The organism is Massilia putida (assembly GCF_001941825.1).
Taxonomy (GTDB): domain Bacteria; phylum Pseudomonadota; class Gammaproteobacteria; order Burkholderiales; family Burkholderiaceae_D; genus Telluria; species Telluria putida.
In genome coordinates, this window is the sequence record NZ_CP019038.1 from 3,147,056 (window position 1) to 3,159,645 (window position 12,590).

Here is a 12,590-nt window from a genome sequence, read left to right on the forward strand (position 1 = left end):
ATGATGCCCAATTCAAATGACGACCTCCAACAGGTGCGTGCACGCATCGCCGCGACGGCCGCCCGCATGATTGCCCAGGATGGGGCGGACTATTCCACGGCCAAGACGAAGGCGGCGCGCCAGGTGCTCGGCGTGGACCGCCCTTCTCCGAATTACTTGCCTGACAATATACAGGTCGAAGACGAAGTGCGTCGCTACCAGACGCTGTTCCTGGGTCCCGCCCAGGCCGCGCGCGTCCGGCATATGCGCGGCGCGGCCCTCGACGTGATGGAACTGCTGGCCGAATTCCGCCCGTATCTCACGGGCCCCATATTGAATGGAACGGCAGGCGAACATGACGAGATCCACCTGCAATTGTTTGCTGATAGCGCTAAGGAAGTCGAGATCTGGCTGTTGAACCGCAACGTCAATATCGAGATTTCGGAAACGCCCCATTTCAAGGGCGGGCGCCACGATCCGGTGGAAACGGTCAGTTTCATGTGGCAAAAAGAAATGGTGCACGCGGAGCTGTACGAAATGAACGACCTGCGGGGCGCGTTGAAGCCCCGCGCGGACGGCCGCCTGCACCGCGCCGACGCCGCCACCCTGCGCACCCTGATGACCAATGACTCCCCCGAACAAGATGAATAAAAAACACTTGGCCGGCTATGTGCTCCTGGCCACCGCCTTCACGGTGCTCGGCGCCATCGCCGGCGTCAAGCAGGACGCCAAGGGCCCGCTGACGACCAGCTATACGCCCACGGACGGCCGTCCGCACACGGCCGTGACGAACCTGTATGCATCGTCGCTGAACGACCTCGCCGGCAAGCCGCAGCCGCTCGGCCAGTGGAAGGGCAAGCCGCTGCTCGTGAACTTCTGGGCCTCGTGGTGCGCGCCGTGCGTGTCGGAGATGCCGGAATTGTCCGACCTCGCGGCCAAGGACGGCGGCAAGCATTTCAATGTGATCGGTATCGGCATCGATTCCCCCACGAACCTCGCCGAGTTTGCCCGCAAAATCAAGATTTCTTACCCATTGTACGTAGGCGGCATGGGTGGCACGGACCTGGCGCGCGGCCTCGGCAATGCCCAGGGCGGGTTGCCGTTTACCGTGCTGATCGGCGCAGATGGACAGGTCCGCAAGACTTACCTGGGCCGCCTCAAGTTCGATCAGTTACGCGCCGACCTGGCCAAGTTGTAGGCGCCAGCCGTCGTCCGCGAACGATCGTGCACTTATTTTCCGACTTCTTTTTATCGCTTGCCAACACGTAACGTTGGCGGCAAAATGCCTGTCTTTCGGGCAAACAGACGGTTCAACATGGCGAAAAAGCTACTGCTGCTCAATGGCCCCAACCTCAATTTGCTGGGGACACGTGAGCCTGCGGTGTATGGCGCGACAACGCTGGCCGACATCGAGCAGGCCGCCACCGCCCAGGCGCAAGCGGCCGGGGCGGAGATCGCCTGTTTCCAGAGCAACCATGAAGGGGCGCTGATCGACCGTATTCACGCTGCCCGCCAGGAAAGCGTGGACGCGATCGTCATCAACCCGGGCGCATTGACCCATACCAGCGTCGCACTGCGCGATGCGCTGGCGGGGGTGGAGATTCCGTTTGTGGAAGTACACATCTCTAATATTTACAAGCGCGAGGAGTTCCGGCACCACTCGTTTTTGTCGGCGATCGCGCAAGGCACGATCTGCGGGCTGGGAGCTGATGGATATCGCTTTGCCATCGACTTCGCGCTGAAACAGCGTTAATCTACGTCAACTTCACGCATTCCGCGCGTAAGTGCGTATCACCCGACGCGCCGTATGCTCTTAAACAAATAATTCCAAGGGGTTTCACATGGATCTAAGAAAACTCAAGACACTGATCGACCTCGTCGCGGAGTCGGATATCGCCGAACTCGAAGTGACCGAAGGCGAAAGCAAGGTCCGCATCGTCAAGTCCTCGGCAATCCCGCAGAATCAGATGGTCATGGTCCCGCAGCAAGGCGTCCAGCAATACTCGGCACCGGCCATGCCCGCCCCGGCCGCACCCGCCGCAGCCCCGGCCGCGCCAAGCGAACCGACCGGCCACGTCGTCAAGTCGCCGATGGTCGGCACCTTCTACCGCTCCTCGGCACCGGGCGCCCCGGCATTCGTCGAAGTCGGCGCGACCGTGAAGGAAGGCGATACCCTGTGCATCATCGAAGCGATGAAGCTCCTGAATGAAATCGATGCCGACGCCTCCGGCACCATCACCAAGATCCTGGTGGAAAACGGTCAGCCCGTCGAATTCGGTCAGCCGCTGTTCGTGATCGGCTAACGTCTCCCGGCGCGGTCGTCCGACCGCGCCCTCCCGGCATGCCGCCGGCACTCAAAGAAACACCGAACTTACCATGTTTGAAAAAATTCTTATCGCCAACCGTGGTGAAATCGCGTTGCGTATCCAGCGCGCTTGCCGCGAGATGGGCATCAAGACGGTCGTCGTGCACTCCGAGGCGGATAAGGACGCCAAGTACGTGAAGCTGGCGGACGAGTCCGTTTGCATCGGTCCGGCGCCGTCCGCGCAGAGCTACCTGAGCATGCCGGCGATCATCAGCGCGGCCGAAGTCACGGACGCCGAGGCGATCCACCCGGGCTACGGCTTCCTGTCCGAGAACGCCGACTTCGCGGAACGCGTCGAAAAATCGGGCTTCGTGTTCATCGGCCCGCGTCCGGAATCGATCCGCCTGATGGGCGACAAGGTCTCGGCCAAGCAAGCCATGATCCGCGCCGGCGTGCCCTGCGTGCCGGGTTCGGACGGCGCCCTGCCCGACGATCCGAAAGAGATCATCCAGACCGCGCGCCGCGTGGGCTACCCGGTCATCATCAAGGCCGCCGGCGGCGGCGGCGGCCGCGGCATGCGCGTCGTGCACACGGAAGCCGCGCTGCTGAACGCCGTCACGATGACCAAGGCCGAAGCCGGCACCGCGTTCGGCAATCCGGAAGTCTATATGGAGAAATACCTGGAGAATCCGCGCCACGTGGAAATCCAGGTCCTCGCCGACGAGCACAAGCAGGCCGTCTGGCTGGGCGAGCGCGACTGCTCCATGCAGCGCCGCCACCAGAAAGTGATCGAGGAAGCGCCGGCACCGGGCATCCCGCGCAAGCTGATCGAGAAGATCGGCGACCGCTGCGCCGAAGCCTGCCGCAAGATCGGCTACCGCGGCGCCGGCACGTTCGAATTCCTGTACGAGAACGGCGAGTTCTACTTCATCGAGATGAACACCCGCGTGCAGGTCGAACACCCGGTCACCGAAATGATCACCGGCATCGACATCGTGCAGGAACAGATCCGCATCGCCTGCGGCGAAAAGCTGCGCTTCCGCCAGCGCGACATCATGCTGTCGGGTCACGCCATCGAGTGCCGCATCAACGCCGAAGACCCGTTCAAGTTCACCCCGTCGCCGGGCCGCATCACCGGCTGGCATCCGCCGGGCGGCCCCGGCATCCGCGTCGATTCGCATGCGTACGCCGGCTACTACGTCCCGCCGAATTACGATTCGATGGTCGGTAAGGTGATTGCCTACGGCGCCACGCGCGACCAGGCGATCCGCCGCATGCAGATCGCGTTGTCGGAAATGGTGGTCGAGGGTATCCTGACCAACATCCCGCTGCACCGCGAACTGATGGTCGACGCCCGCTTCATCGAGGGCGGCACCAACATCCACTACCTGGAGCAGAAGCTGGCCCACAAGCCGGACCTGCCGAAGGATGGCGCGATCGGCGCCAAATCCGAGGCCGCAGACGCAAAGGCTGATCAATGAGTTGGACTGAAGTCATCATCGAGATCGCACGCGAGCACGCCGAAGGGCTGTCCGACGCCCTGATGGAAGCGGGCGCGCTGTCGGTCTCTGTGGAAGACGCGGACGAAGGCACCGACGCGGAAAAACCCCTGTTCGGCGAGCCGGGCATGGTGCCGAAAGAGGCCGCCTGGGACCACAGCCGCGTCGTCGCATTGACGGACGAGGATGCCGACCAGGCCGCGATCGTGGCCGAGGCAGCAAGCGCCATCGGCTTGCAGGAAGCACCCGCGTTCACGACGCGCCCCGTCGCCGACGCCGACTGGGTGCGCCTGACGCAATCGCAGTTCGAACCCATCCACATCGGCAAGAACATCTGGGTCGTGCCGAGCTGGCACGAAGCGCCCGATCCGGACGCGCTCATTCTCGAAGTCGACCCGGGCCTCGCGTTCGGCACGGGCAGCCACCCGACCACGCGCCTGTGCATGGAATGGCTGGAAGCCCATCCGGCACCGGGCAAATCGGTGCTGGACTACGGCTGCGGCTCGGGCATCCTGGCGATGGTCGCGAAAAAACTCGGCGCGGCCGACGTCACCGGCGTCGACATCGACGAGCAGGCGATCGAATCCGCCAGGCTGAACGCGGAACGCAACCGCTGCGAGATCGATTTCTACGTGCCGGACGACTTCGTCGCGTCGAAGCACGGCGGCGAACGCTTCGACATCGTCGTCGCGAACATCCTGTCGAGCCCATTGAAGCTGATGGCGCCGATGCTCTCGAGCCGCGTGGCCGACGGCGGTTTCTTGATCCTGTCGGGCGTGCTGGCGCGCCAGGCCGAGGAAGTGGCGGCCGCGTACGCACCTTTCATCAAGCTGGGCGTCTGGGCCGAGCAGGACGGCTGGGTCGCTCTGCACGGGCAGCTTGGCGCAGCGAATGCACCGGAGCCACGTGCTACCGACGGCAGCAAATAAGGCATGGCGCTCGCCACCCAGTGCCCGCATTGCCACACCACGTTCCGCGTCGCCGCGGACCAGCTCAAGCTCCGCGGCGGCATCGTCCGCTGCGGGTCTTGCCAGCGCATCTTTGACGGCAACGCCCACCTGATCGACCTGGACAAGCCGGCAGCGAAGGCCCCGTCCGACACCCCACCCGCACCGCCCTCCGCCGATTTCGACGCGCTGCCGGTCTACACCCTCGATTTCGACCACACGTTCGATCCGCTCGGCATCCTCCCCAAAGTGGAAGCGCCGGACGAGGTGCAGCCACCGGCACCGCGCGCGCACGTCTGGCGCACGGGCAGCGCGTCCGCGCGCGAGCCCGGGCCCGAGGCCGAGGAAGCGCCGGCCGCGGAGGAACCTGTCGCGGCACCGCCCGCGCCGAACTATGCGCCCGCCGGACGCGTCGAGCCGCGCCTGGAGCCGGTCGTCGATGCCGCCCCCGACGCGGCCGCAGTCCCCGCCGAGGAACCGCCCGCGGAGACGGAACCGGCACCGGCCAACGCCTACGCGCCCGCCGGCCGCATCGAACCGGACTTCGGCCTGCCGGTCGACGAGGAGATCGTCGCCCAGCCGCTGCCCGACTTCGAACCGGAACCGGAGCCACCGCCGCCCGAAGCCGAACCGGAGCACGAGCCGGAGCCGCCCGCAGCGGCCGTCCCCACCCCGCCGGCCGACGACGCCCCGCCCGCCTTTCTCCCGCTGCGCGCATCGGCGGACAGCGAACCGCCCGCACCGGCACCCGCGATGATCCCGCCCGTGCTGCCGGCGCGCAGCAAAGCCGTCCGTGCGTCCGAGGCGCGCACCCGCCGCTCCAAGCTGACGCCGACGAAGATCGAACCGCCCAAGCTGCGCCTGGCGCCGGACGGCGACGCCGACGAACCGGAGTTCGTCAAGCGCAGCCGCCGCCAGGAACGCATGGGCCGCACGCAGCGCATGCTGATGGCCGCGGGCACCGTCGTGCTGCTGCTCGTCCTGCTGGCTCAGACGGTGCTGGGATTCCGCAACGTGCTGGCGGCGCAGCATCCGGGCATGAAGCCGGTCCTGATGGCCGCCTGCGTCGTGCTGGGCTGCCGCGTGGAGCTGCCCGCGCTGGCCGAGAACCTCGTCATCGAGACGGGCGAACTGACCTCGCTGGGCCCGGACACTTACGCGCTCAATACGCTGCTGCGCAACCAGGGTAACCTCGTGCTGGCCTGGCCCAGCATCGAGCTCGAGCTGACCGACGCCAACGACAAGCCGGTGCTGCGCCGGGTCCTGGCGCCCGCCGACTATCTGCCGAAGGGTACGCCGGCGGCCAGCGGTTTCGGCCCGCACTCGGAGCAGCCGGTCACACTGCATTTCACGCTGGCCGGCCTGCGGCCGTCCAGCTATCACACTTTCGTTTTCTATCCTTGAGGCTTCCAATGACCAAGACCTCGCTGATCTGCGGCTCGATCGCCTTCGACAAGATCATGCAATACCACGGCCGTTTCGGCGAAACGCTGCTGGCCGACCAGCTGCACCGCGTGAACGTGTCGTTCCTCGTGCCGACCCTGCGCACCGAATACGGCGGCTGCGCCGTCAACATCGCCTACAACCTCAAGCTGCTGGGCGGCGAGCCGCTCATCATGGGCACCATCGGCCAGGACGGCGGCGACTACCTCGACCGCATGGCGCAGCAAGGCCTCGCCACCAACGCGATCCGCACGATCGCCCATGCGTACACGGCCCAGTGCTTCGTCACGGCCGACCTGGACAACAACCAGATCAACGCCTTCCACCCGGGCGCGATGCAGTTCTCGCACGAGAACAACCTGGCCGACCACCTGCCGCTGCGCGTCGCGATCATCGCGCCGGACGGCCGCGACGGCATGATCAAGCACGCACGCGACTGCGCGGAGCGCGGCGTGCCGTTCATCTTCGATCCGGGCCAGCAGCTGCCGATGTTCAGCGGCGACGAACTGCTGACCTTCATCGACCAGGCCAGCTACCTGGCCTGCAACGACTACGAATTCGAGATGGTGATGGACCGCACCGGCTTGGCCCTGCAGGACATCGCGGCGCGCCTGGACGCGCTGGTCGTCACCCGCGGCGAAGCCGGTTCCGACATCTATGCCGGCGGCGAACACCACAAGATCCCGGCCGTGCCGGCGGCCAGCGTGGTCGATCCGACGGGCTGCGGCGACGCGTATCGCGCCGGCCTGCTGCACGGCATCGCCAACGATCTCGACTGGCCGACGACGGGCCGCCTGGCCAGCCTGCTGGGCGCCATCAAGATCGCCCATCAGGGCGGCCAGAACCACAGCTTCACGCCCTCGGCGATCGCGGACCGCTTCGAGGCGGCCTTCGGCTACCGCTTCTGACGCGCGAACAACGAAAAGCGCGCCGTCCCTCGCGGGACCGGCGCGCTTTTTTTTGTGGCCGCAGCCGTCAGATGTAGAACACCTGGCGCAGCAAATACTGTGCGATCTGGATCAGGATCAGCGCCACCAGCACCGTCAGATCGAGGCCCCCGATGGGCGGGATCACGCGGCGCAGCGGGCGCAGCAGCGGGTCGTTGAGGGCGTGGACGAACGGCGCCAGCGGCGCGTGCGGATTGATCCAGCTGAAGATCACCTCGATGATCAACAGGCCCATGAAGCCGTACAGGATCCAGTCGATCAAGCGGAACAAGGCGATCAGCACGACCGCCTGGCCGCTCGTCCCGGCCAGCAGCAGGATCGACGACGCGGCCAGCACGACGAGGAACGCCCCGAGCAGGCTCGCCCAGTCGTAACCACCCATGCCCGGCACGAGGCGGCGCAGCGGGCGCACGAGCCAGTCGGACAACGTGAACGTAAATTGCGCGACGGACGCCGGCGGACGCACGCGGATCACCTGCATCCAGAAACGCAGCAGCAAGACTCCACCCAGCACACCGGCCACGGTATCGACGATCAATTTAAGAATGGGCAGCACGACGACTCCTTGAAAAAAAACCGCTGTGTGAAAGCTCACACAGCGGTATTTTGCCTGAACCAGGCAGGAATGGCTTACGGACGGCTGCTCGTCGGGAACGGCCATGCTGCCGGTGCGATTACCGATTTGGCGGCCGGCGCCGGGCTTGCGGCCTGGGTGGCGCTGTCCTTGCCGTCGGTCTTGGCTTCGGTCTTCGTCTCGGCTTTCGCTTCAGGCTTGGCTTCCGGTTTCGCTTCCGGCTTGGCTTCAGCCTTGGCTGCCGCGGACTTCTTGGCGGCCGGCTTCGCGGCGGCTTTCTTCACTGCCGGCTTGGTCTCGGCGCTTTTGGCGGCGGGAGCGGCGGCCTTGGTGGCAGCGGTTTTGGTCGCAGCGGGCTTGGCGGCGGTCTTGGCGGCAGCGGTTTTGGTCGCAGCAGGCTTGGCGGCGGTCTTGGCGGCAGCGGTTTTGGTCGCAGCAGGCTTGGCGGCGGTCTTGGTCGCAGCGGTTTTGGTCGCAGCAGGCTTGGCGGCGGTCTTGGTCGCAGCCGGCTTCGCAGCGGCGGTCGACTTGGCAGCAGTCTTCTTGGCAGCCGGTTTGGCGGCGGCGGCCGGCTTGGCAGCAGTCTTCTTGGCAGCCGGTTTGGCGGCGGCGGTCGACTTGGCAGCAGTCTTCTTGGCAGCCGGTTTGGCGGCGGCGGTCGACTTGGCAGCGGTCTTCTTGGCAGCCGGTTTGGCGGCGGCGGTCGACTTGGCAGCGGTCTTCTTGGCAGCCGGTTTGGCGGCGGCGGTCGACTTGGCAGCAGTCTTCTTGGCAGCCGGTTTGGCGGCGGCGGTCGACTTGGCAGCAGTCTTCTTGGCAGCCGGTTTGGCGGCGGCGGTCGACTTGGCAGCAGTCTTCTTGGCAGCCGGTTTGGCGGCAGCGGTCGACTTGGCAGTAGTCTTCTTGGCAGCCGGTTTGGCGGCGGCGGTCGACTTGGCAGCAGTCTTCTTGGCAGCCGGTTTGGCGGCGGCGATCGACTTGGCGGCAGTCTTCTTAGCAGCCGGTTTGGTTGCGGCCGGCTTGGTGGCTGCGGTTTTGGTTGCAGCGGCTTTCTTTGCAGCCGGTTTGGCGGCGGGCTTGGTTGCAGCCGATTTAGCCGGCGCTTTCGTTGCAGCAGCTTTCTTCGCGGCCGGTTTGGCGGCGGCTTTAGCGGCTACGGTTTTGGTTGCGGGTTTATCAGCTGCTGCTTTTGCGGCCGGTTTGGTGGCGGCTTTTGCAGCCGACTTGGCTGCTGGTTTTTTCGCGGCGGTTGCCATTTTCTGTTCTCCTTCTCTGCGATGAGAAATTACGCTACATGGTTTGAACCCGTCCAACCCGGTCTGCTTGGTCGGGCGAATTATTCATCGGCGCAAACGCTTTGTTTGCGTCAATGAATCCGGCACAGCCGAACTGCCGCGGCGATTCGATAAAACCCGCAAAACTTCCGGGCATTCATCTCCGATTTACGCTATACTGTATTTTCATACAGTAGATTCAATCGGTGCTGCTCAACCTCCACAGCAGTCCAGCTATCGTCGTCGCCGACGACCGAAACGACTAAAGTCCGATGGTTCAGTGCGCTGTCCACATCGCAGCCCGTGCGCCGCGAAAAGAAAAAGCCGCCATACCCGACATTTATCAGGCAATGCGGCTTGTTCTTTTCGCTAAGCTTACGTGCATACTGAATGAATCAGCGTCCCATTTTTGATCGGTTTGTTTCCCGTTCGACGTTCCGAAAACCGGCGTCTTCACGTTTTGACAAATTCAATCACGTAAAGTACACGAAAACCTTGTCAGTGCGCAACCCGCACACAGTATTTTTCATGTCTTTTATAGGACAAACCAGCGATTACATCAACCGAAACGATCGCTGCGATAACATTTGATTCGTTCTTCGCTCTGCTCAGTCTCCAAAAACAAGCGCGCAAATCGATGCGCATTACCTTGCTACCATTTCGCATAAAGCCTTTAAATAAAGGCGCTATACAGAATTAACCCTCCGCCGCACTAATGCGCAGCAAGTCCATCTTGCACAGCCACGCGAGTCCGCGCAGCAAAGTCGACCGGTCGCACGGTCCGAGCGCATCGAGCAGCTCGTCGACCTGCGTCGGACGCGATTCGATGGACCCGAAGATCTGTCCGAACTCTTCCAACGTCGGCAGCGACGCGTGCGCGAAGCGGTTGATCGCGAGTTCGCGATACTGGCGCAACAGCGCGAGCGACGCGTCCGGCGCGAGCTCCACCATCGACGTCGGCGTGATGAGCATCGTCGGATACGTGGCGAACAGTTCGAACGGATCGAGCCTGTCCGGCACGGCCGCCGGCAACGCCGGACCGAGTGCCGCATCGGCGCGGCGCCGCTCGTCGAGCTCGCGCCACAACGCGCGGTAGCGCCCGAACACGACGGCCCAATCGAACTCGGCGCGCACATGCCCACGCGCGTTCTCGCCCAGCCGGCGCCGCAGCGCCTCATCGCCGGCGAGGCGCGCGCACGCCTGCGCGAGCGCCGCGCCGTCCACGGCCACCGCCTGACTCGTATGACCGCAATACGCGTCGTAGCTGTCCACGCCATCGTCGTAACGCTGCGCGAGATCAAGTCCGGCGCCCGCGGCCGGCATCACGGTCGGGATGCGGTAGCCGTCCACGCCGTCGCGCACCGTGTCGCGGTAGCCGTTCCAGTCGCTGACGATGCATGGCAGCCCGGCCGCCATCGCCTCCAGCGGCGTGAGGCCGAACGTCTCCTGCACGTTGTCCGCAAGCGAGATGAAGACGTCGGCGGCGGCCCAGGCGTCAAGCTGGTTCGCGGCCACGCGGCCGTCCAGCACGGACAACTTCACGGATGGGCACAGCTGCGCGGCCGCCTCGTGGAAGGCCTTGTCGATGGCCTCGTTGGCGAACCAGCCGCACAACACCAGGTGCACCCGCCGGCCCTGTTGCGCCGCCTTGTCGAGGGCCGTGAACATCTGCTGCGGATGGGCCTTGGCGTGGAACGACAGGCGGCCGAAGAACAGGAAGGCGCAATCGCCGTCATCGAGCCCCAAGCGCCGGCGCACGGTTTCGCGGCGCGCGGCATCGATGTCGAAGTCGGCGCCGTGCACGCCGAGCGGGATCAGGGGCAGCTGCGGCAGCTCGAAGCGCTGGGCCCCGAGGCGCGCGCCCAGGTACTCGGCCTGGCGCTCCAGCAGGCGGCGCACGCTGTCGCGCACGACGCGCGACGTGCAGATCACGGCATCCCAACTGCGCACGGGCGCGACGAGCAGGTTCGCGAGGCTCGTCATCACGGCGTGGCTGGCCGTCGTGTGCGTGATGCCGCACAGGCTGTAGCGGCGCTCGCCGATGCCGTGCCGGCGCCACGCCAGGCGCTCGATGCCGGGCGCGGGGTAATAGAGCGTGCCGTAGCGCTCCAGGTCTTGCGGGCGGCCCTGGGCTATCCATTCGGCCTTGCCTGCGTACCCGTACTCGCGCAGCAGGCGCTCGCCCTCGGCCGCGTGGGCCTGGCCGCCGGCGAAGCAGCCGACCGCCGCGAGGCCGGGCGCGGTCGCGATGGCGCGCAGCAGGCCGGCGCCGGCGGCCTGGCGTCCCATCAGGCGCGGGCCCGACGTCGAGTAGCCGTCCGGCGCGTAGTGGAAGGCGAAGCGGTCCGTCATGCGGCCTCCTCGTCCACGCGCCCGGCGCCGGGCAGGGGCTTGAGCAGGTCGAGGTAGACCGGCAGGCCCACCGTTTCGAAATCGTAGCGTGCGAGCACCGTCGCGCGGCCTGCGAGGCCGATGCGGGCGATCTCGTGGCGGCGCGCGATGAGGTCGAGTGCGCGGTCGGCGAGCCGCGCGACGTCGAAGAACGGCGTGAGGAAGCCGTTCTCGCCGTCACGGATCACTTCCTGCACCGGCGCCGTGCTCGAGCCCAGCACCGGCACGCCGACGGCCATCGCTTCCAGCATCGACCAGGACAGCACGAACGGATACGTCAGATAGACATGCAGGCTCGCCACCTGCAGCGCGCTGCGGTAGGTGGCGTACGGCACCTTGCCGAGGAAGTGCACGCGCGACCAGTCGACGGCATCAAAGCGGCCGTCCAGCTCGGCCTTGAGCGCCTCGCGGTAGCTCGCGTGACCCTGCGGCGGACGGCGGCCGTAGCTGACGCCGTCGCCGCCGATGACGACGACCTGCAGCTCGGGATTCCCGGCCAGCAGGCGCGGCAGGCTGCGCATGAAGACGTGGAAGCCGCGGTAAGGCTCGAGGTTGCGCGCGACGAACGTCAGCACCGGCTGGGCGCGCGTGAGCACGGCGCCACCAGGCAGCACCAGCTGCGCGCACGGATCGGGGCCGAGCTGCTGCGTGTCGATGCCTTCGTGCACCTCGCGGATCTTGGCGCGCAACTCGGGCGGATGCACGCCGAGCTGCCAGCGCGTGGGCGCGACGCCGTCGTCGGCCGCCAGCAGCGACTGCATCAGCACGGAGTTCTTGATGCGGATGCGCAGGCGGTCGTCGAAGCTCACCGGGTACTCGGGATCGAAGCCGACGTCCAGTCCGTCCGCGGCCCACCAGAACTCGCAGAACACGACGAGGCGCGCGCGCGGGAACACGTCCTTGACGAACAGGCCCTCGCCCCAGCCCGGGTGGCATACGACGACGTCGGGCACGAAGCCTTCCTGCTTCAGCGCCACGCAGACGCGCGCGACGGCCTGGCCGCGGCGCACGCATCCTTCGAAATGACGCAGGTAGTGATGGGTCTTCTCGCCCGGACCGTCCGGTTTGGCGTAGCCGATCACGCGCAGTTTCGGGCCCGCCGGTTCGCGTCGCACCGCAGTCTCTTCGCCGATCGCGACCACTTGATAGTCGGGCCGCGTCTGCAGATACCGCATCAGCCGGCGGAACTGGCCCGGCAGATTCTGGTGGATGAAGAGAACTCGGATCATGA

12 protein-coding genes are annotated in these 12,590 nt (G+C 65.8%); 8 read left to right on the top strand and 4 right to left on the bottom strand.

The annotated features are described in order from the left end of the window. The 8 genes from BVG12_RS16150 to BVG12_RS16185 all read left to right on the top strand — a co-directional run bounded on the left by BVG12_RS16150 (nt 1) and on the right by BVG12_RS16185 (nt 7,081). Nucleotides 1–630 (top strand): hypothetical protein, encoded by a 630-nt coding sequence (locus BVG12_RS16150; protein ID WP_075793294.1) that lies wholly within the window; start codon nt 1–3, stop codon nt 628–630. After that, entirely contained in the window at nt 623–1,177 is a 555-nt protein-coding gene (locus tag BVG12_RS16155) for a TlpA family protein disulfide reductase (protein WP_075793295.1), read from the top strand. The genes BVG12_RS16150 and BVG12_RS16155 overlap by 8 nt, the downstream gene beginning before the upstream one ends. Before the next feature lie 117 nt (nt 1,178–1,294). Beyond that, nucleotides 1,295–1,732, top strand: a complete 438-nt coding sequence (gene aroQ, locus BVG12_RS16160; RefSeq protein ID WP_075796401.1) for a type II 3-dehydroquinate dehydratase — start codon at nt 1,295–1,297, stop codon at nt 1,730–1,732. Between the two features lie 88 nt (nt 1,733–1,820). Beyond that, on the top strand, nt 1,821–2,282 hold the full coding sequence (gene accB, locus BVG12_RS16165; RefSeq protein WP_075793296.1) for an acetyl-CoA carboxylase biotin carboxyl carrier protein: 462 nt from the start codon (nt 1,821–1,823) through the stop codon (nt 2,280–2,282). A gap of 73 nt (nt 2,283–2,355) precedes the next feature. Next, nucleotides 2,356–3,765 carry an acetyl-CoA carboxylase biotin carboxylase subunit gene (accC, locus tag BVG12_RS16170; protein WP_075793297.1) on the top strand — a complete coding sequence of 470 codons (1,410 nt, stop codon included), beginning with the start codon at nt 2,356–2,358 and terminating at the stop codon, nt 3,763–3,765. Then, on the top strand, nt 3,762–4,712 hold the full coding sequence (prmA, locus tag BVG12_RS16175) for a 50S ribosomal protein L11 methyltransferase (RefSeq protein WP_075793298.1): 951 nt from the start codon (nt 3,762–3,764) through the stop codon (nt 4,710–4,712). Before accC ends, prmA begins: the two co-directional genes overlap by 4 nt. A 3-nt stretch (nt 4,713–4,715) precedes the next feature. Then, entirely contained in the window at nt 4,716–6,134 is a 1,419-nt protein-coding gene (locus BVG12_RS16180; RefSeq protein ID WP_075793299.1) for a DUF3426 domain-containing protein, read from the top strand. Nucleotides 6,135–6,142: 8 nt separating this feature from the next. Then, nucleotides 6,143–7,081 carry a carbohydrate kinase family protein gene (locus BVG12_RS16185; RefSeq protein ID WP_075793300.1) on the top strand — a complete coding sequence of 313 codons (939 nt, stop codon included), beginning with the start codon at nt 6,143–6,145 and terminating at the stop codon, nt 7,079–7,081. 67 nt (nt 7,082–7,148) lie between these two features. On the opposite strand, the gene BVG12_RS16190 is transcribed toward BVG12_RS16185, so the two are convergent. The 4 genes from BVG12_RS16190 to BVG12_RS16205 form a co-directional block, all read right to left on the bottom strand. Then, entirely contained in the window at nt 7,149–7,676 is a 528-nt protein-coding gene (locus tag BVG12_RS16190) for a YggT family protein (RefSeq protein WP_229503905.1), read from the bottom strand. Nucleotides 7,677–7,750: 74 nt separating this feature from the next. Then, nucleotides 7,751–8,950 (bottom strand): histone H1-like repetitive region-containing protein, encoded by a 1,200-nt coding sequence (locus tag BVG12_RS16195; RefSeq protein ID WP_075793302.1) that lies wholly within the window; start codon nt 8,948–8,950, stop codon nt 7,751–7,753. A 714-nt stretch (nt 8,951–9,664) separates the two neighbouring features. After that, nucleotides 9,665–11,320 carry a glycosyltransferase family 4 protein gene (locus BVG12_RS16200; protein WP_075793303.1) on the bottom strand — a complete coding sequence of 552 codons (1,656 nt, stop codon included), beginning with the start codon at nt 11,318–11,320 and terminating at the stop codon, nt 9,665–9,667. Next, nucleotides 11,317–12,588 carry a glycosyltransferase family 4 protein gene (locus BVG12_RS16205; RefSeq protein ID WP_218921058.1) on the bottom strand — a complete coding sequence of 424 codons (1,272 nt, stop codon included), beginning with the start codon at nt 12,586–12,588 and terminating at the stop codon, nt 11,317–11,319. Before BVG12_RS16205 ends, BVG12_RS16200 begins: the two co-directional genes overlap by 4 nt. Between the last annotated feature and the right edge of the window lie 2 nt (nt 12,589–12,590).

Coding starts and splice junctions, on each gene's coding strand:
- BVG12_RS16150 (WP_075793294.1), top strand. CDS start 1: ATGATGCCCAATTCAAATGACGACCTCCAACAGGTGCGTGCACGCATC.
- BVG12_RS16155 (WP_075793295.1), top strand. CDS start 623: ATGAATAAAAAACACTTGGCCGGCTATGTGCTCCTGGCCACCGCCTTC.
- aroQ (WP_075796401.1), top strand. CDS start 1,295: ATGGCGAAAAAGCTACTGCTGCTCAATGGCCCCAACCTCAATTTGCTG.
- accB (WP_075793296.1), top strand. CDS start 1,821: ATGGATCTAAGAAAACTCAAGACACTGATCGACCTCGTCGCGGAGTCG.
- accC (WP_075793297.1), top strand. CDS start 2,356: ATGTTTGAAAAAATTCTTATCGCCAACCGTGGTGAAATCGCGTTGCGT.
- prmA (WP_075793298.1), top strand. CDS start 3,762: ATGAGTTGGACTGAAGTCATCATCGAGATCGCACGCGAGCACGCCGAA.
- BVG12_RS16180 (WP_075793299.1), top strand. CDS start 4,716: ATGGCGCTCGCCACCCAGTGCCCGCATTGCCACACCACGTTCCGCGTC.
- BVG12_RS16185 (WP_075793300.1), top strand. CDS start 6,143: ATGACCAAGACCTCGCTGATCTGCGGCTCGATCGCCTTCGACAAGATC.
- BVG12_RS16195 (WP_075793302.1), bottom strand. CDS start 8,950: ATGGCAACCGCCGCGAAAAAACCAGCAGCCAAGTCGGCTGCAAAAGCC.
- BVG12_RS16200 (WP_075793303.1), bottom strand. CDS start 11,320: ATGACGGACCGCTTCGCCTTCCACTACGCGCCGGACGGCTACTCGACG.
- BVG12_RS16205 (WP_218921058.1), bottom strand. CDS start 12,588: ATGATCCGAGTTCTCTTCATCCACCAGAATCTGCCGGGCCAGTTCCGC.